Origin of the sequence: Flavobacterium fructosi, assembly GCF_042787335.1 — a bacterium.
Lineage (GTDB): Bacteria > Bacteroidota > Bacteroidia > Flavobacteriales > Flavobacteriaceae > Flavobacterium > Flavobacterium fructosi.
In genome coordinates this window covers 127,516-148,413 of sequence record NZ_JBHZQA010000001.1, presented here as the reverse complement: position 1 = coordinate 148,413, position 20,898 = coordinate 127,516, and the positions used below count along the sequence as shown (strand labels likewise).

Sequence of the window (20,898 nt, the reverse complement as noted above, 5' to 3'; positions counted from 1 at the left end):
CTCTTTTATAAGTTTTTTAAAGCTTTTTTAATAATCGATTCAACAGAAGCCTCTGGATCCTCTTTTACAATTTTTTCTACGATTCGTTCTGAAGTTTTTCGAACAAAACCTAACACCTCCAAAGCAGATAACGCTTCATCTCGATTTGTATTGTTGTTTGATAAAGAAATTTCATCTAAATCATACAATTTCAATACTTTTTCTTTCAAATCAAGTATCACTCTTTGGGCCGTTTTACTACCAATTCCTTTTATGGATTGAATTGTAACTACATCTCCTGATGCAATTGCATTCGTAATTTGTTTGGGATCTAAGGAAGACAACATCGTTCTGGCAATGCTAGCCCCAATACCAGAAACTGATAATAATAATTTAAAAATCTCTCTTTCAGATTTTTCTACAAAACCAAATAAAGTATGCGCATCTTCTTTTATTTGAAGATGCGTATACAATTTTATAAAGTCAGTATTAGGAAGCAATGAGTAGGTATGCAAAGAAATATTTACATCGTACCCAACACCTCCGCAATCAATAACTACCTGTGTTGGTGATTTTTCTACTAATTTTCCTTGTAAATGTGCTATCATCGTTATTATTATATACCTCCAAATATAACAAAATTAGCAAATTATCTTACTAAATTTATCTTTACAACTATTTTTATTACCAAAAAACAACTTATTATAGTTGTTTTTTCTTTTGCTTTTCTTGGGCGTCAATCACAGCAATAGCTGCCATATTTACCATTTCTTCTACGCTTGCACCTAATTGAAATATATGAACAGGTTTCCCCATTCCTAACATAATCGGTCCTATTGAGTCCACTTTATTTAATTCTTTCAATAGTTTATAAGTAATATTAGCCGATTCAAGATTTGGAAAAATTAAAGTATTCACTTTTTTACCTGCTAGTTTAGAAAATGGAAACTTTGCTTTTAACATTTCTGGATTTAAAGCAAAATCAGCTTGAAGTTCGCCATCAATAACCATCTCTGGATGATTTTTATGCAGATAAGCCACTGCGTCTCTAACTTTTGAAGCACTTTCATTCGTTGAAGATCCAAAATTAGAATAAGAAATCATCGCTATAACCGGCTCTACACCAAACATTCTGGCCGTTTTAGCAGTCATTATGGCAATTTTTGCTAAATCGTCTGCTGAAGGATTAATGTTTATAGCAGTATCAGATAAGAACATTGGCCCACGAGTCGTCATCATCATATTTGTCGTGGCAACTAGTGACGCTCCATGCGCTTTATCGATAAGTTGTAACATTGGTTTTACCACAGAAGGATAACTTCTGGAATGTCCTGTAACTAATGCGTCGGCTTCTCCCTCATTGACCATCATAGCAGCAAAATAGTTTCTTTCGCGCATTAATTTTTGAGCATCCAATAATGATATACCGCGTCTTTGTCTGGAAGACCAATAGGTGCTCGCAAACTTATTTCTTCTAAATTCCTCCACTTTTTCTTTTGGATCAATAATCGGAACATCAGCATCGAAACCTAGCTCTTCTTTTAATTCCAAAATAATTTCTTTATTTCCAAGCAAAATGGGGAAACCGATTCCTTCTTCTAATACAATTTGCGCCGCTTTGAGAACATCTAAATGATCTGCTTCCGCAAAAACGATTCGTTTTGGATCCATTTTGGCTCTATTGGTAATCAATCGAACCATTTTGTTGTCATTCCCCAATCGATCTAAAAGTTCTTCCTCATATCTTTTCCAGTCTAATATTGGATTCAACGCAACTCCTGACTCCATGGCTGCTTTAGCAACAGCTGGGGCAACAATTGTAATCAATCTCGGATCAAATGGTTTTGGAATAATATAATCTCTTCCAAAAATTAACTTAGTTGCTCCGTAAGCAACATTCACTTGCTCCGGAACGGATTCTTTAGCCAATAATGCAAGTGCTCGTACCGCTGCCATTTTCATAGCCTCATTTATTTTGGTAGCTCTAACATCTAGTGCACCTCTAAAGATATATGGAAATCCAAGAACATTATTTACCTGATTAGGATGATCAGAACGACCAGTTGCCATAATAACATCTTTACGAGTTGCAATAGCGAGGTTATAATCGATTTCAGGATCTGGATTTGCCATCGCAAAAACGATCGGATTTTCTGCCATCCCTAATAACATTTGAGCCGTCATAATATCTCCTGTTGATAATCCTAAGAAAACATCAGCTCCAACTAATGCTTCTTCCAGACTCATTGGCTCAACATCCTTTGCATATTTTTGCTGCAAATCAGAAAGAGATTTATTGCCTTTTGTCAAGACTCCTTTACTGTTAAACATTAGTATGTTTTCTATTTTCACTCCAAGTAAAACATATAAATCAGCACAAGCAAGAGCTGCTGAGCCTGCTCCCGAAACTACCAATTTTACCTCTCCTGATTTTTTATTCGCCAATTCCAACGCATTCAATAAAGCTGCAGATGATATAATTGCAGTACCATGCTGATCATCATGCATCACCGGAATATTTAATTCTTCTACCAGTCGTCTTTCTATTTCAAAAGATTCAGGAGCTTTGATATCTTCCAGATTTATCCCACCAAAAGTTGGTGCAATATTTTTGACAGTTTGAATAAATTCTTCAATATCTTTAGTCCCTATTTCAATATCAAATACATCTATATCTGCAAAAATTTTAAACAATAAACCTTTACCTTCCATTACCGGTTTTGATGCTTCCGGACCAATATCACCAAGTCCTAAAACGGCAGTTCCGTTTGTAATCACAGCAACAAGATTTCCTTTTGCTGTATATTTATATACATTATTTATATCTTTTGCAATTTCCAAACAAGGTTCTGCTACACCTGGCGAATAGGCCAAAGACAAATCTCTTTGGGTTGCATATTTCTTAGTTGGAACTACTTGAATTTTACCTGGAGTAGGCTTTGCGTGGTATAATAATGCCTCTCTTCTTTTGCTGTTTTTGTCCATTTTTTAGATTTTATCCTAGTTTACAAAGATATACCACTCTTCCTAAAAAGTAAGCTATTATCGTGTTCTTTTACAAAAAAGAGCCTAAGTCATTATGTATAAATTAAAATAGCTGCAAAAATTTGCAGCTATTTTAATTTATAATTTGACCCTATTATATCTTGCTTCCGCTGATATAAGAATCTAAATGTTGGATTGTGTTTTTTTGAACTTCGATAATCGCTTTTACAACGTCTCCCATCGAAATAATCCCTATTGTTTGATCATTTTCGATAACCGGTAAATGCCGTATTCTTTTTGTACTCATCAATTCCATACAGTAGTCTAGATTGTCAGATGGCTTTACTGTAAAAAATTCCTTTTCCATTATTTCATTCACATGAGTTTTTTTTGAAGATTTGTCTTTAAGAACAATTTTCCTAGCATAATCTCTTTCAGATAAAACGCCCTTTAATACATTATCTTCAATTATCAATACTGCTCCAATATTCCTTTCTCCCATTACCTTTAAAGCTTCATATACAGTAATAGTAGAGACGATTGAATATACTTCGTTTCCTTTTGTGCTTAATATTTGATTTACAGTCATTTTGAATAAATTTATTGAATTATAAAGTTAGAAAAAATAACATACAAATGACAAAAAAAATTATTTTTATTTTTAAAACAGTTCGTCCGGAACAGTCAACTTGTTCAGTTCCTGTTTCAAATTATCATTCAATATTCGCAAACCATATTGATAGGAAGCATTTACCCACCCAAATCCTTCTTTTGCGATGTAATCAAATTCAGTTCCTACATTACCATACTCCGCAAAAACTTTATGAGAACTAATTTCTAAATCAAACTTTTCAGGAATGGTTCCGTTATACTCGACCGCATTTTTTGTGATTAGCCACAGCCAGCGATAAACCATCTCTTGTGCTTTATCCAGATAGTTATAATTAATTAATCCTTCCCATAATAACATTTGATGTGGCGCCCAACCAAATGGATAATCCCATTGTCGCTGTGGCACGTCTTTTGGAAAATTAGCAATACTAGCTTGCGTACTTCCTGTAATTCCACCGCTCATTACAAATTGTGGCAATGCAATTTCTACTAATTTTTTAGCTTGCTCCTCACTGCATAGTTTAGACCATAAAGGAAAAAAAGTTGCAGCTGCTTCAAATGGGAATTGTTTATTATTTACAAAATCATAATCAAAATACATACTTGATTCTTCATTCCAGCATAATTCATTGATTTTATCTTTTCTAAAAAGGGCCTTCAGTTCCCATTCTTCTGCCGTATAAATGACTTCTTCTATCTCAAAAGAAGCATTAAAATACTCTTTTATCAGGTAAGCAATATCTTTCTCATATTTATAAAGAAAACTATTTACATCTATTGAATTCAAATTGGCACAAGTATTTATAAACCTATTCGTTGTATCATGCCCACTTTCTCTCATGCTACGATCATGTACAAAATACAAATCGAGCTCCGCATCAACCAATGTTCTTTCCAAATATTTTTTCTCAAATTCTCGAATGGGCAACTTGTATTTTTTAGCGTAAGGTTCAAAAACATCATCAAAATGCCCCGGTTCCACTTCAAAAGGCATACCGACACCATCTGCTTTATACCGATTTAAACCCGTTTCAGTCAATCGATTTCCATGCACCATCCAAACCGTGTTGTATTCCAGGATTACGATTTCAAGATGACTTCGTAACCAATCTAAACTTGGCTCTTTATATTTAACTATATCAATCAATAGCGACGAATATAAAGGAGGCTGCGTTCTGGTTAAGTAATAACTTCGATTTGCATTTAGTATTTTTCCATAATGTATGATCTGATACTTAAAGTTTTCAGCAATAGCCATGGCTTTTTCCAGTTGATTATCAATTAACAAACCAACTCCAATGAAATAACTGTCCCAACCATACATTTCATTAAACCTTCCTCCTGGCACTACAAAAGGAACACCTTGCAGACTATATAACTTTTGTTCTAACGCCAAGGCAAGAATTCCTGGTTTTGTATTTAAAGTATCAACATATTCAACCGAATAATTTTCAGGTAAGATTTCGAGTTTAAAATTTCTAAGCTCTTTTTCTAATTCTTTAAAATAAACTACCCCTTGCTTATCTTTCGCAGAAACATATAGCGTAGGCATTTTATTGGAAGTCTTTTCGTCTTCCATGATTTGAGTAAGTCCCTTTTTATCAATTGTACGCGTAAGTTCGTCCCAATAATCTTCTTTGATTTTTCTCGAAATACGTTCTACAGGATTTTCTTGAATCCGATTTAAATCTACCTCTCCAACTTGAATATTACTTTCTTTCAGCTTCGCCAATTCCTGAAGTAAATTAGATAAATGATACGTTCCCTCAATTACTTGTCGCTGCTTTGTTTTTTCATCACTTAAAACAAATTTCTTAGGACCCTCATCGTCTTTGGTGATTTTTTTGTCATTATCTGTATCTTCCTGAAGCAGCAGCTCTTGGAATACCTTGTCTATGTTAAGTAAGAATTTCATTTTTTTTTGAAGTAAGTTTTTTTAATATAAAGAAAGAAGCTAGCAATAAAGACATTGGAATTAAAGTATAATAGAATGCATTTTCAGGACCTTCATTTTTGAATAAATATCCAATAGTTCTAGAGCCAAGAGTACCTCCGAGTGCCGAGAAAACGACAATTAATCCAGTCATCGAGCTGTGCAATTTTTTAGGCAACGCACTTAAAACGACCGAATTTAAAAGAGGATAAATTGGTGCAATAAAAAGCCCGACCAACGGAAATGCGAAACCAATTAATGGAATATCGCTTAGCGAATTAATCTGTTTTACATCTAATCCAACGGTTTTTGGAAGTACAAAAACGACTATTAACATCGCTATTACAATACAGGAACTGAGTACCCAAATCCAATTTACTTTTTTAGTTATCACACCGGCCAAAAGTCTACCAACTGCTAATGAAATTGCCAAAATACTCGCCATCATAATGCTGATATTCTCTGGTAGATGTAATACTTTACTATTAAAAGTAGGCAACCAGGACATTATTCCTTGTTCAATCATCACAAACAAAAAAGCACTTATTACAAAAACAATTGTTAATAGTTTTGCAAATAATTTAAACATTTGTTTAAAATCATCGGCTAAATTAACTCCCGGTATTTCAGTTCCATTTTCAAATTTGGCAAAAAACAAAAATCCAAAAGACACTAATGAAATTGCTGCTAATAACCAATATACATTTAACCAGGCGTCCGGATTCACTTCAGAATTAAAAGCGGGAAATAAAAAATAAGCTACAGCAATCCCAATCATAAAAACGCCTTCAATACTACTCATCAAGCTATTATGTTCCTGTTGATTATCCGTAACGGTTCCAATAAGAGAATAAACTGACACTTTTATTAATGCAAAAGAAACACCCACCGTAGCAAAAAGCAATTTTGCGGTGCCAAACGAATTTCCAAAATACATATTTACACAGGCAACAGAAACTAATGCCAATCCAATAAGCATAGCTCGTTTATATCCAATTCTTGGCAAAAAAGAACCGATTAAAAAAGAAACTATTGCTATAGGCAAATCCTTAAAAGCCTCAAGAATACTCGCCTGTAATTCATCGACACCATAATTCTTTTGCGCTTTTAATATTACTATTCCAACACTATTTAGCAGTATAGCAAACACAAAATAATTCAAATACATTGCAATTTTTATCGTACTTTTTCTCATTTAATATATATTTGGTTTTGGTTTAAAACAAATTACGATTCGATATTCAAATAGTCTTTAAAATTTATTCCTTCCGGTAACCTCCCCACGTTTTGAAGTTTTAGCACTGCTAATCTCTGAGCTATTGTAATGGATACTTCCAGATTTTTATTTTCTAATTGTGCATATAAAAAACCTGTCCAAAAAGCATCACCCGCACCGGTAGTGTCTTTTATATCTTCTATTGGCAAAGCCTTTTGATGAAACATACCATAATCAATATTTGACAATACAACTCCATCTTTTCCTTTTGTCAAACAAATAGTTGAAGCACCTAATCCATGAAAATATTCAAAAATAAAGTCTTCCGTTTTAGATTCGGCGAAGAGTCTATAACAGTCGTCCTCACTAAGTTTTACTAGAGGATTAGTCGATAAATATTCTTTTAAGACAACTTTTGCTTCTTCTCGATCAGGCCAGATTCTTTCCGAAAAATTAATGTCGATGCTCGTTAATAATCCTAATTTCTTTGCTCTTTTAGCACCCTCTAAAATAGTAGTTCGCGCCGGATCTTTGCTCAATGCAAAGCAAGTGGTATGAAATATTTTTGCACTTTCTAGCAGTTCATCTGTAATCTGATTTTGTTCAATCTGATAATCCGCCTCACGGTATGGAATAAAATCTGGTGTTCCCGAGGATTTTGAAACAAGAATGATTGAGGTAGGAACCCCTTCCAATTTCTTTACCTGAGTAGTACTAACATTATTCTCCTTTAATTTACGAACGATATATTCTCCCAAACCATCCTGTCCACAAGTAGCTATTAAAGCCGATTTTAAACCCAATCTTGAAGCATTTACCGCTACATTAGTTGGCGATCCGCCAAGAAAACGGTGGTAATCCTTTGTTCTATTGATAGAAGTATTTACTTCATGTCCAATAAAATCAATTAGCACTTCACCTACACATATTATATCTATTATTTTTTCCACTTTACACTAAAAATTTAAAATTAGTACTTATACTTTGATGCAACATCACCGTTGCTGCTGCACTCCAGGCACAAAAAGGAACTCCATTTGGCACTTTAGTAACACTATTGAAATTTTCATAAAAACTAAAATCCTCCACGGCATTCATTTCATTTACCGAATCTAAAAGCTGGCTTGCCTCCAATCGTTTTTCTTTGCCTAATAAAGCCAAACCATAAAATCCGTTCACCATCGACCAAGTCCCCCCGTTATGAAACTCATTAGGGTTATTCCTAAATTCGTATTTACAATTATTTTTAAGCAAGTTCCAGTCTAAATCACTCTCTTTTATTGCAGGCCAAAAAGCGGGTAATAATTGTAAAGACATTTCATTTTTTATTTCTAATGAGTACTCTAAAATACTATTTTGAAAATCTATGGAACCAATATTTAGAAACAGCGCCAACGAATTTCCGAAGGCATCAAATTGCATTTTGTATCCTGCTGGAGAAAAAGAACAAGGCATATATCTTTGAAAATTTACTTCATTATATGCACGCTCATGGTATTTCTCACCAACCGAATTTGGAGTAAAATTAATTTCGATTTGCTCCGTAATTTTTTGAATTTTATTGGTAATCGAGCTGTCTTTTGCAAAGTGATTGTAACTTCTTAATGCCCATATTCGAAGCAATTGATCGGATAAAACATAACCATCTGTAATGTATTCATCAGCCCAGTTACCTGAAAGCGGTACATATAATAAATGCTTATTATTAAACTCCCAAGCTTCCAAAAGCTGTAAACACTTTTGAATATTACTTTCGTATTTTTCTACGAAAGCGGAATCATTTGCATAAAATGAATATTGACAAATACCTATAATAAACCAAGTCACTGCATCAACTCTTCCCGCCAAACCTCCGTAACTCACTTCAATGAAATCCTCATTGGTCATTACATTTGAAGGAATTGTCCCATTATGGTGTTGATTACTGGCTAATGTTTCTAATGTTCTTCGAAAAATTTCAATCAATTCTTCATTTCCTGAAGCCAATGCCGCCAATCCACAGATTACACCATCTCTCGCCCATACTCTTTTATAATTAGAAACATCTTGAGCACTAGCTAAAAAACCTTCGCTTGAGGAAGCACGCTGTAGCAATTCAATTGCTTTACTGTAATTTAAATCATTCACTTAATTCTACTTTCTTAGTTTTAATAAATAAGGTGCATACTGCGCCAATTATCAATAGTACTCCCGCAAAAGTTATTGCTAATCTAGGGTCATTATTCAAAAAATGTTTTAAAATATAACCAAAAGTTATCGTTTGAATAAACATCGGAATTACAATCATCATATTGATAATTCCCATATAAACTCCATAGCGTTCTTTAGGTATGTCATTTACGACCATCAAATAAGGTATTCCCATCATACTAGCCCATCCAATTCCAAAACCAGTTATGGCTGGAAATAATAAATATTTGTTTTCTACATGAGGGAAAATTAAAAAGCCAATTGCTGCCAACATCAAACAAGTAAAATGAACAAATTTTGCCGAATACTTTTTAGCAAAATACACTAATGAAAACGCACATAAAAAAGTAACAATATTATACCATCCATTTACTAATCCTGTCCATCCTACCGCTTCGGAATATAATTTCATGTCTTTTTGAGGTGTTGTATGCCAAACCGAGAGAGCAACACTTTTCGATGAATTTTGCCAATAACAAAACAAAGCGTACCATTGAAATAGATATACCAAAGCCAGTTGCCACATTACCTTAGGCATATGTTTTACGGCATTAAAAATATCAATAAATGGTGTAGATATATTTAAAGGTTCTTCCCGTATTTTTTGCAGCTCTTCCTCTGTAGGCGGAATTTCTTTTGTCGTGTGCGAACTCCATAAAACGGAAGCTATTGAACATACTGCCCCGAGAAAAAAAGAGGCATATACCCAAGTGGGTAATTTTCCAGTTGTACCAATAAATATCATGGGAAATATAAACAACGATATATTTGCCAATGTTTGTCCAAAACCGGTGAAGAAACTCTGAGCCTGAAAACCGACAGGTTGTTGCGATACATCTAATTTGTCTGCGATAAAGGCCCGATATGGTTCCATTGCGGTATTATTCCCTGCATCTAAAATCCATAATAATCCCGCTGCCATCCAAAGCGAACTACTAAACGGAAATAAGAATAATGCAACACTGCAAACTAACGCCCCTATTAGAAAGAAAGGTTTTCTTCTTCCTCCAAATTTTGGCGACCATGTTTTATCACTTAATGCTCCAATTATTGGTTGAATCAATAATCCCGTCAATGGTCCGGCTAGATTAAGTAATGGCAACTGGTCAGGACTGGCACCAAGAAAATCATAAATCGGATTTACTGCACTTTGCTGTAAACCAAAACTATATTGAATACCCAGAAAACCAACATTCATATTGATAATCTGCCAAAAACTTAATTTTATTTTAATTCCCATTCTTTAGTATGTTAATTTTTTTTAAATTTAATTTTAAAATTTCCAATTAAATAAAGAAATAAAACAAAAACGTTTTCGGAATAACCGAAAACGTTTTCGAAGTAGTAAAATAACTGAAGAATATGTTTTTTATTTTTTGGCAAATGGAATAATAATTTTAGTCTCCCATTCCAATTCACTTCCTCCATTAAAAGGATTTGCTAGGAAATGCTCCAAAGGTTTATTTTCTATTTTAATATCATTCTTCTTTGCATAATCAAGCAATGTAAACCAAGCTCTATCTGAAGTTCTATAATTTCCAAAATAAGTCGCCTGAATTCCCTTCAAGGCCGGTATAATTTTGAATTTGACATTACTGTCTGGAATATATTTTGTGTCTTTGGGAATTGGAAAACAATAATTAAAATTAACAATTTCTTTATCTTCATCCCAACCTGTAATTTCTAAATAGGGACGATAACCTATTATTTTTATTTTGTTTTTATCTAAATAGCCTATAATTTTAGGATCATACTCAAGCATAGTTTGGGCTTTTTCCTGTAAAACACTTTTTAAAGAAATATAAGCTACATACATTTCTTTAGACGAGCCTTCACCATCAATTCTAATTTTAAAATCGCCAATATGATCTTCAAGTCCCAATTTAAACGATTTTATTTTCTCTATTTGTTCCGTTCTAAACTTGGTTGAAATAAAAGGAGCCGTTAACCTATTATAAAAGGAATGATTCAAATCTTTTATTCCAATGGTAACTTTGGTCATTGAATCATTAATTGATTTCATATCCCAAGTGTATTCCAATTCTTCATTTCCTTTTTTCATCTGTTGTTTGATGAAATCAAAATTTCTTTTTTCTAAAATAGAATACGTTTCATTTTGTTTTTTAGACTGAGTTGCCGACCATTCTACAATTCCTTGAGAAATAGTTCCTGTTGCAGCATTAACTTTAAAAGTAATAGTATAATCCGATTGCTTTAATAAAAAATACCATCCTAAAAAAGAAAGTAAAATGACAGCTAATAACCCCTTTAACTTATTATTCATTATATGAATTTGATTTATTTAGATTTAAAAAATTTGATTTTACTATTAATATACGTCCCTAGATTTGTACCTTGAACTACCCCATTCTCAATTGAGGCTCTATAATGAATACCTCCATACAACCTGCTAATAGAAGCTTCTGCTGCAGCTTGCTTGAACGATTTAAAAGGTCTTTTTGGTAACCCAAAAGAAACTTCAGAATCATCAATGTAGCTGAAATTATCTCCAAAAATAGAAGTTAAAATTAGTGATGAGCAAGAAGAAATCACGGAATGTCCACTTGTATATTCCGGAAAAGGAGGTGTTTGCAATTGCGGTCTCCAATTTTCATCAATATTTTGATTAATGTAAGTTTCAGGTCTAACTACATTAGTTCTAAATTTTCCATTCCAGCAACTGATAATACTTTCAAAAACTCCGATTGAAGTTTTAGTGTAGGCAAAAACAGTAGTTTCAAAATCAGATTTATTTTTTTTCAAAGCAATTTTAGTAATATTCATCCAATGTGCATCGGGTGAGTTTTTCTTTTTGGCAAACATCATGTGTCCCTGCGTTACTGTAGCATATGGATTGCAATCCCAAAAAGTGGCAATAGCGGATTCCTCCGGAATTACATTCTTTTTACTTTTTTCCATAACTATTAATTTTTCGGAAATCATATTTCCTACGTCATAAGTTTCCTTGGCTTCTTTGTAAAAAGAAGAATTTTTATCAATAGAAAAAGGGTAGGGTGCAATTGCTTTAAATTGAGAAGCTGAATCCATAACTAAAGTTCTTATTTCCCCCCAATGCGGTTCAACGGCATCCATGTATGCTGGTGGTGTAGGCTGCCACCTTCCGGGTTGATCAGCATGAACAGAAAATTTAGAAAAAGTTCTAGTTTGTTTATAGTTGTCTTTTCCCATCCATTTTTTAATTTGATCGGCTACTTTTAAGCCATACTCTTTTGAAACCAGAAATTCCTTAGCGTTCTCATCTTCCCATTTTTGGTACAAACTGTCTCTATATTTCCCTAGCGCTTCTTCGGAAAAAATTAATTGTTTACTCACCTCAATATGGGCAATAAGTGCCGCTAAATTTTTATTAACTCCACTTTTTGGATCTAGTTTAGGAATAGAATCTAATCCTTTTAATTGTCCTTGGAGACTTTTATATTTAGGGCTGTTTTGAGCCATAATTTCATACGCTGCAATATTCGGATAAACATAAATTCTACTAGCTACTGGAGGAGAGAAAATATCATGAACCATAATCCCTGTTACTGTATCAATGGCTGAGCAATAATCACTGGTAGTAATAACAATGGCTTTTTCTTTTTTGCACGAAGCAAAAAGAAGCGCCATAATTCCTACAAGATAAATTTTAGTTTTCATTTTTTATTGTTTTAATTCTTATTCATCGGCAGTTCATAGACTTCCGCTTTTTTATTATTTATGGTTACCAATAAATATTTTTTCCCATTAAACGGAATAATATCCAAGTGACGCACTGCTTTTTGCGTCAAATCAATTCCTAATTGATTCCCTAAATAAATTGTTTTTTGATTTTTAATTAACGCTCCAGAAAAGCCATCAAATCGGCTATGATATGGAGTCACCCCAAAATAATTTCCCGCAGCAAAAACTTCGTCTTGCCCATCACCATCAAAATCAGCTTTTGCAAAACTTGTAATTGGGCTAACTTGCATTTTATTGGAAAATGGAACAAAAGTGAATTTACCCTTGTCATTTCTTAAATATCCTGATTTTAAATTATGGACTTCATACAATTTTGCTTTGTCTAACATTTTGGGATCAAAAACTTCCTCCAGTGTTTTTCCAGCAAAGGATTTATAGGTGTTAAATTTCTTTTTCAACATTCCACTGAATTCTTCTGCTAATTCATCTAACCCCAATGTAGTGTAGTATTTTCCGTTTTTTTCGATCGCAACAATTGTTTCAAAAGTGTCGTTGGTATCAAAATCATCGTAATACATTTTCATAGGAAATTCCGTAGAGGCTTTGAATTTTGAATTCATTCCCCAATTGCCCACTAAATAATCTTGATCTCCATCATGGTCGATATCAAATGCACAAATAGACTGCCATAACCCATTCTGATTTCCTGGTAAAAGACTTTCTGTAACCTCTTTAAAACTTCCTTTTATATTGGCAAAAAATTTAGGTTTCATCCATTCACCCACTACAATCAAATCTAGGTTTCCATCATTATTAAAATCCGTAACCACCGCATCTGTAACCATTCCGATTCCCGCAAAAATTTTACTTTGAACTATTGAAAACACACCTTTATTATTATTTAACAAATAACAATCTGGCATTAGCCCAAAACTATTATACTTAGAATTATTTCCGATAAACAAATCCAAATCGCCGTCCTTATCATAATCAATTGTTTTAATGACAGAAGCATTCATTGCCTTTGTATCTGGAAAAGCACTTTTAATTAGTGCATTTCCTAAATACAATCGATGAATCAGGTCCGCAGCATATTGTCCACTTCCAGAAGCAACTACTAAATCATTTTGCTTATCACCATTGAAATCACCAATCACCGCCGAGGCATCTTCATAAATGGAATCTAAGTAAATTGAATTGAATGCTTTTTTTGAAAATCCTTTTCCCTTTTGAAGGTAAATTGCGGCTAACTTTCCTTGTGAACCTCCAAAGAAAACATCTTCTTTACCATCATTATTCAAGTCTCCAACAACAGTTGCCGGTCCACGATCAGAACGTTGATAGGGCATTAATTTTTGAGCTGTAAAATCAACAAAGTCGTTTTCTTGATGTGTAAAATCGATTCCTAAATTGGTTTCTGTTTTTTTAAAAATAGGCAAAATAGCTGGATGTAATTTTGCATAATTAAATACTTTACGCCCAGGATTAGGTTGGATTGTAAGCGTCTGATTCGTTTTTACATTTTTCAGGGTTTGGACCGTTTTATCTGGCCAAATCACCTGAATAGAATCTACTTGCTTTATTTTTCCGTAACCAAAATGAATTATGGGTTCTGAACTGGATTGAAAACCACGAGTAGTTTGAATTTCTTTAAATTGTTTTTTGCCTTTTACATACGAAATTACTTTACTTCCTATCCCGAAAGTATTCTTTCCTCCAAAACGTAATTTTAATTTTAAATAATTGGCTTTATTATTAGTCCTGTTAATATAAATAGAAGCCACACTATTCAAATTATTGGTCACAACATCCAAATCACCATCATTATCTAAATCTGCATAAGCACCACCATTTGAAATAATGGAATCATTTTCTATCCATTCATTAGATTTGTTTTTAAATTGTAAATCTTTAGCTCCTTGAAACACATAATTGGTTACATTGCCTTTAGGCATTTTCTTTAGCGCCTGTTTATCCAATAATTTAGTTGTATTAAGTTTGGTTTTTACATGGTCATTTGAAAAATACTTTATGTAATCCAAATCATTTGGCCGTTTCGGAATTCCATTACAAATAAAAATATCTTGTTCTCCATCTTGATCATAATCCGCAAATAAGGAGCTCCAACTCCAATCTGTTGCCGCTACCCCACTCAACAAAGCTGTTTCTGTAAAATGTTTCCCTCCCTGATTAATTTGCAACATATTTCTGGTATATTGATAATGATACCCTAATTTTTCTGTTCTAACCTTCAACATTTGAGGATTATCGTCACCTGATGAAGATTTTAAAACTTTTTCATCCTCAGGCAACATATCCAATGTCATTATGTCCGGAAAACCATCGTGATTGATATCAGCGACATCTACTCCCATCGAAAATCTACTAATATGACCAAAGTAATTCTTCATACTTTCTGTAAATGTCCCATCCCCATTATTTAAGTAGTAATAATCATCTTCATGAAAATCGTTACAAACATAAATGTCTAGATTGCCATCCAAATTAAAATCAGAAACCGCTATTCCTAAACCATAGCCATTAGCACCGCCAAAAATTCCCGCTTGCGCGCTTACATCAACAAATTTGTCATCATCATTTCTAAATAGTTTATCTCCACTTTCATAATTTCTTTTATTTCGAATATCGGCTTTACCATAAGAAGCTTCCGAATGAATCGCATGATTTAACAAATACATGTCTAAATCACCATCGCCGTCGTAATCAAAAAACGCTGCCGAAGAACTGTAATTATCAAGATCTAATCCGTATTCTGAAGCACTTTCAGTAAAGGTATTATTTTTATTATTAATAAATAATTCATTATGACCTTCAAATCCATTGATTCCTACCACTGCACAAACATAGATATCTAAATACCCATCGCCATTAACATCGACCATAATAGAACCCGTTTTCCAATCACTTCCCCCCTCTATGCCAGCTTTTACAGAAATGTCCTCAAATTTATTGCCGCCCTTATTGAGATATAACTTGTTTTTTCCTTGATTGGACGTGAAATAAATATCTACTAAACCATCATTATTAATATCACCCAGAGCGACTCCGCCTCCATTATAATAATAGAGATAATCTAAAATCGAAATATTCTTTGATTGATCTAATTGATTGTTAAACTTTACATTACTTTCTTCGGGCGATAGTTTTTCAAATAATAGATTTTCATTCTTTGAACAACTTATAAATAGCAATGACGCTAGACCTATTTTAAAAAAATTATTCATTACTTATAAATAGTTTTGGAGTATTATTATTGAGTACTGCTAAAATAGCTATCGTATTATTTTTGCTTTTAACTGTTTTAATTTTTTGCACTTCTCCAGTTAAAAAGAAACCAGAATTAGCATAAGGAAGCCAAGTAAAATTACCTTTTTTGCTCCCTAACAAAACACTTCCATGATTGGCATCCAATCGCCCAAATTGCGGTTTGAATTCATATTGATTTCCCCCAAGTATGAGGTCTAAAATTCCATCCTCATTAACATCCACCACACAAGTCGTATTTACGGATGAAAACTGCACTTCTTTTGGTAATATTTTTATTTCAAACTGACCATTACCCTTATTAATAGCCACGACACTTTCCTGAATCACAGCCTTTTTTTGTAAAGAATTGCCGACTACATCTTGAGCAAATATTTCTTGAACTGATTTGTTCGCATAATCAGCATAACTTAAATTTTTCTTTTTAATAGCTGGAATTTGTTTTGCCAATTCTTGTTTTAAATGAATTGGCATATCTTTACCTCCAATAGTACGAGTAGTAATTTGTTCAATAGTTCCATTACTGTCAAAATCATTGACAAATAATTTCATAGGATTTTTAGCAGAAGCTTTATAAGTTGTATTAGTTCCTTTATTCCCAAAAATAAAATCTTTTTTACCGTCATTATTCAAATCCACACAATTTATCGAATTCCAAAAACCTGAATAACCAGTCAAATTTGATTTAAAAATAGCCAAACGTCTTCCTGTATTTTTAAAGATTTGTGGAGCCATCCAATCGCCTACTACAATCAAATCTTTCTTAGAATCATTATCAATGTCTTCCCAAACCGCATCAGTAATCATTCCAGTCGAGTTAAGTTTAAAGGCTTTTTTATCGATAATATTTGTAAAATTTCCTTTGCCATCATTTTCTAATAATAAATGTTTTGGGTCAATACCATAGACTCCTGGAACACTTCTACTCCCCACAAAAACATCTACATCCCCATCATTATCAAAATCACATGGTGCAATAACCGATACATTATTATTAGTTGTTGGAATGGTAGTTTTGCTTTTTATAAAAATCCCTTTGCCATTATTCAAATACAAACGGTTTTTATAATTAGCTTGATCCGATTTCTCATTTCCTCCTGAACCTACAAATAAATCAAGGTGCCCATCATTATCCGCATCAAAGAAGCTAGCGGCTGTATCTTCAAAATCAGCATCTACATCCAAATCTTTTTGAACTGTGACGCCAAAACTATTGTTTCCTTTGTTCATATAAATTTTTCCTGCTTGTCCTTTGGCACCTCCAATAAACACATCATCATTCCCATCACCATTAATATCTCCTACGGCAAGTGAAGGTCCTTCTTGTGAGAGCATTTTAGAGATTAATCCTTCATAATCAAAATCGATATAGTCATTTTCTTTATGAGTAATGAAGGTTGATTTCACCTCTTTAAACAAAGCTTTTGGCTGTGTTTTTTTAAAGACATACTCTTTTTTAGCATCACCAATTGATAAATTGATAGTTGAATTGAGAATTACTTTTTTTATCGTTTGCGATTTTCCATTTGGCCAAATTACCTGTAATGAATCTATTTTTTTAGTTCCAATACCAAACGTCATTACATAATCAATAGAAGATTGAAAACCTCTTGAAGGAATTAACTCTTGTCTTATAATTTCCTTACCTGAATATAATTCAACTACACTCCCGACAGCAAATTTATTTTGATTATCTCCTTTCAATTTTACCTTTACAAAATGATTTGCTTTGTTTTTCTCTGAATTATTTCTGTAAACAAAGGATTCCATATTTACATTATTAACTACTAAATCTAAATCACCATCATTATCTAAATCACCATAAGCCGCACCATTAGAGAAACTTGGCATATCCAAACCCCAATTTATCGCATTATTTGTAAAAGTCAGATTATGATTATTTTTATAAGCGTAATTTGAGATAGGCGTGCTTGGCATCTTGGCTATAATGGTTTCAATATCTTCTTTTTTACCAGTAACTACCATTTTCTGCAAAAATTCATTTGCAAAAAAGTCCATAAAATCTTGATTCGTCAAGTCATGATAAATCCCATTACAAACATAAATATCTTTATACCCATCATTATCCATGTCAAACAACAAGGCTCCCCAACTCCAATCCGTTTTAGCCACGCCTGCATAATTAGCTACTTCAATAAATTTATTATTGCCGTCATTAATCTGTAAAGTATTGGACATATATTGATTAAAGAAATCTAAATTCAATTTTCTAGTCAATAAATCGTAGTTATCAAAACTAGTTGTTGTTTTTAAACGCGCATCTCCTTCTGGCAACATATCAGTTGTAAAAACATCAGATTTACCATCATTATTAACATCCGCTAAATCCGCCCCCATAGAAGATTGACTTATATGAGTTGCCCAACCTTGAATTTGTTCGGTAAATGTTCCGTTTTTATTATTGATGTATAAATAATCTCTTTCATAAAAATCATTTGAGATATAAATGTCTGGATATAAATCACCGTTAACATCCCCCACAGTTACTCCTAAACCAAAACCAATCAAACTACTAAAAATACCCGCTGATTCGCTAACATCAACAAATTTTCCATTGTCATTACGCATCAATTTATCACCACCACCCTTAAGGATTTCAGCAACATCCCAGTCTTTATCTCTTAATTCTCTTTTATTAGAATAATTTAAGGTCCCCACCGGAATAAAGCTGTTATTCAAAATATAACAATCTAAATCCCCATCCTTGTCATAGTCAAAAAAGGCAGCATGGGTTGTAATTCCAGTATTCGCAAGATTGTATTCAGCCGCTTTTTCTGTGAAAGTAGTATTCCCGTTATTTATATACAACTGACTTTTTCTTATAGCATCAATATTACTTCCTGCATCACAAACATAAATATCTAGCAAACCATCACCGTTGACATCCACCATCACCACACCTGTAGACCACGCTTTTTTACCTTCAATCCCTGATTTTGTTGAAATATCTTCAAATTTAAAATTGCCTTTATTCAAATACAACTTATTTGTGCCTTGATTAGAAGTAAAAAAGACATCCGCCAAACCATCATTATTGATATCACCAATTGCTACACCGCCACCGTTATAGAAATTACGATATTTGAAGATATTCATATTCTTACCGTTTTTCACCTCATTCTTAAAACTGATACCCGTTTCAGAAGCATCTAATTTAGTAAACAAGGAATCCGAATTTCCTTTAGAACAACTTATAAAAATTATAGATAGAAAAAAACTCGCAATACACTTCAACATCTTAAAAATGAATTAATTTAAATAAATATAAGGTCGCAATTTATGTTTTTTTCAGTTTATAAAAAAATTAAAAAGAGCCAAAAATAGTATAAAATAAAACAAAAAAAGAGCTTCATAGGAAGCTCTCAATTATAAAAAAAATTAAGAGGGCAATAAATCACCCTCTTAATAACTAACTCCAAATATAATTAACAGTAAACAATACTTTTAGTATCCAGGATTTTGTTTAATATTAGGATTCAACAAAGCTGTCGTTGGTACGGGTAACAATACTCTATACGCATCAGTATTCTTCATTGTAGCTCTAGCAGTAGTATAAGTTCCAAAACGAATCATATCATTTCTTCTCCAACCTTCTTCCCACAATTCTGTAGCCCTAGCTTTATCAATGTTAGCCAAAGTCGACAAATTAATTATAGTGGTAATTCCTTGACGAGCTTGTAATTGAGCAGCAATAGAAACAACAGTACTTGTGCTTGAACCACCTCTTGTTATAGCCTCCGCTTTCATCAATAAAGCATCCGCGTAACGGAATAACACATAGTCATTTTCCGGTTTATCCATATTAGACACATCTGGAATGTATTTTTGTGGACGAATACCCCATCTTTCTAACCAGCTTTGAGAAATGATTTTACCATCTGCTGGCAAATTTGCCAAATCACTTTGAAAATCTAAAGGTAATGAACCATTTTGAGCTCTTGTTGTTAGAGGAGTAACTCCTCCTTTGTCATATTGCTGTCCTTTACGCAATCCTAGAGGACTACCGAAAGCAGTAATAATAGCCGGATCACTATTTTTAATACGTCTATCTGACGGATCAAATTTGTCGTAATACTCTTGCAGTACAGAAAATCCGTTCCAACCACTTGGAACTTGATTGTAATGGTTTCCCATATACCACCTTGTTCTTATACCACCCATATCCACACCATTAATATTTTTGGCAGTAAAAATTAACTCCGGACTAGTATGATTTGCTGGTTTAAAGTTATCCCAGTAATCCGAAGCTAAAGTAGTAGCGCTAGAAATAGCATCAACGTATTGAACTACTTTATTCATATTAGCCACATTGTTCGCATTAAATCCGGTATGACTTGGAGAATCAAATACCGCTTTATTCAAATAAATTTTAGCTAACAAAAAGTTTGCTGCATCTTTACTTGCAATTGAAGGATCAGAAGTATCTTTTGAAGGCAAATTAGGCAATGCTTCTTCAAGCAGTGCAATAATTTTAACTGTCGCTTCAGGAGAAGTCCAAACTTTAGGAAAATCGTCTGGAGAACTACCTGCTTCTCTGTAAGGCACTTGACCAAACATATCAATTGCATTGTAGTAGTAATAGGCTTTCAAAAATTGAGCTTGTGCCTTCTTACTAGCTGGAATTCCTTGTATCCCTAATGCCAAATCACAATTATAAACACTTGATAGCATTTGTCTCCAAGCAGTATTAATTTCTCTACTGTTTGAATCCCATGTGTGAAAATGATCTTGCAGCCAAGCACCACCATCACCCCAGTCACCTGCACGTGTTGGTACAATAACGAAATCTGTAGAAACCTCTTGCACGGCAAATATTCCGTCTTGGCCCTCAAATTGACGTAATCCATTGTAAGCTGAAGTCAAAACTGCATCAGGATCTGCCTTTGAAGTTTCAGTTGCATCAAGGATTTTTTCATCTAAATTAGTACAACTAACTCCAAGAACTAACGCTCCTGCAAAGATACCGTACTTTATAAAATTATTTTTTTTCATTTTT

At 33.3% G+C, this 20,898-nt stretch carries 13 protein-coding genes; all 13 read right to left on the bottom strand.

What is annotated here, in order from left to right:
- Positions 1–5 precede the first annotated feature (5 nt).
- The gene (gene ruvA / locus ACFX5D_RS00620) at positions 6–587 is read right to left on the bottom strand and encodes a Holliday junction branch migration protein RuvA (protein ID WP_379856350.1); all 582 of its coding nucleotides are present in this window, start codon (positions 585–587) and stop codon (positions 6–8) included.
- A 94-nt stretch (positions 588–681) separates the two neighbouring features.
- Positions 682–2,964, bottom strand: coding sequence for an NADP-dependent malic enzyme (locus ACFX5D_RS00615; protein ID WP_379856349.1), 2,283 nt, complete (start codon positions 2,962–2,964; stop codon positions 682–684).
- A 154-nt stretch (positions 2,965–3,118) separates the two neighbouring features.
- The gene (locus ACFX5D_RS00610; RefSeq protein WP_379856348.1) at positions 3,119–3,553 is read right to left on the bottom strand and encodes a CBS domain-containing protein; all 435 of its coding nucleotides are present in this window, start codon (positions 3,551–3,553) and stop codon (positions 3,119–3,121) included.
- Between the two features lie 72 nt (positions 3,554–3,625).
- Positions 3,626–5,491, bottom strand: a complete 1,866-nt coding sequence (locus tag ACFX5D_RS00605) for a trehalase family glycosidase (RefSeq protein WP_379856347.1) — start codon at positions 5,489–5,491, stop codon at positions 3,626–3,628.
- Positions 5,475–6,704 (bottom strand): MFS transporter, encoded by a 1,230-nt coding sequence (locus ACFX5D_RS00600; protein ID WP_379856346.1) that lies wholly within the window; start codon positions 6,702–6,704, stop codon positions 5,475–5,477. Before ACFX5D_RS00600 ends, ACFX5D_RS00605 begins: the two co-directional genes overlap by 17 nt.
- A gap of 32 nt (positions 6,705–6,736) precedes the next feature.
- Positions 6,737–7,675, bottom strand: a complete 939-nt coding sequence (locus tag ACFX5D_RS00595) for a carbohydrate kinase family protein (RefSeq protein ID WP_379856345.1) — start codon at positions 7,673–7,675, stop codon at positions 6,737–6,739.
- Between the two features lies 1 nt (position 7,676).
- The gene (locus tag ACFX5D_RS00590; protein ID WP_379856344.1) at positions 7,677–8,852 is read right to left on the bottom strand and encodes a glycoside hydrolase 100 family protein; all 1,176 of its coding nucleotides are present in this window, start codon (positions 8,850–8,852) and stop codon (positions 7,677–7,679) included.
- Positions 8,845–10,155 carry an MFS transporter gene (locus ACFX5D_RS00585; RefSeq protein WP_379856343.1) on the bottom strand — a complete coding sequence of 437 codons (1,311 nt, stop codon included), beginning with the start codon at positions 10,153–10,155 and terminating at the stop codon, positions 8,845–8,847. The genes ACFX5D_RS00590 and ACFX5D_RS00585 overlap by 8 nt, the downstream gene beginning before the upstream one ends.
- A 129-nt stretch (positions 10,156–10,284) precedes the next feature.
- The gene (locus ACFX5D_RS00580) at positions 10,285–11,199 is read right to left on the bottom strand and encodes a GyrI-like domain-containing protein (RefSeq protein ID WP_379856342.1); all 915 of its coding nucleotides are present in this window, start codon (positions 11,197–11,199) and stop codon (positions 10,285–10,287) included.
- A gap of 14 nt (positions 11,200–11,213) precedes the next feature.
- Complete coding sequence (locus ACFX5D_RS00575; RefSeq protein WP_379856341.1) at positions 11,214–12,572, bottom strand: vanadium-dependent haloperoxidase; 1,359 nt, start codon at positions 12,570–12,572, stop codon at positions 11,214–11,216.
- A gap of 11 nt (positions 12,573–12,583) precedes the next feature.
- Positions 12,584–15,841: a VCBS repeat-containing protein gene (locus ACFX5D_RS00570; protein WP_379856340.1), complete on the bottom strand. Its 3,258-nt coding sequence runs from the start codon at positions 15,839–15,841 to the stop codon at positions 12,584–12,586.
- A complete protein-coding gene (locus tag ACFX5D_RS00565; RefSeq protein ID WP_379856339.1) occupies positions 15,834–19,139 on the bottom strand; it encodes a VCBS repeat-containing protein in 3,306 nt (1,101 codons plus the stop codon). The genes ACFX5D_RS00570 and ACFX5D_RS00565 overlap by 8 nt, the downstream gene beginning before the upstream one ends.
- Before the next feature lie 207 nt (positions 19,140–19,346).
- Entirely contained in the window at positions 19,347–20,894 is a 1,548-nt protein-coding gene (locus tag ACFX5D_RS00560) for a RagB/SusD family nutrient uptake outer membrane protein (protein WP_379856338.1), read from the bottom strand.
- Positions 20,895–20,898: the final 4 nt, after the last annotated feature.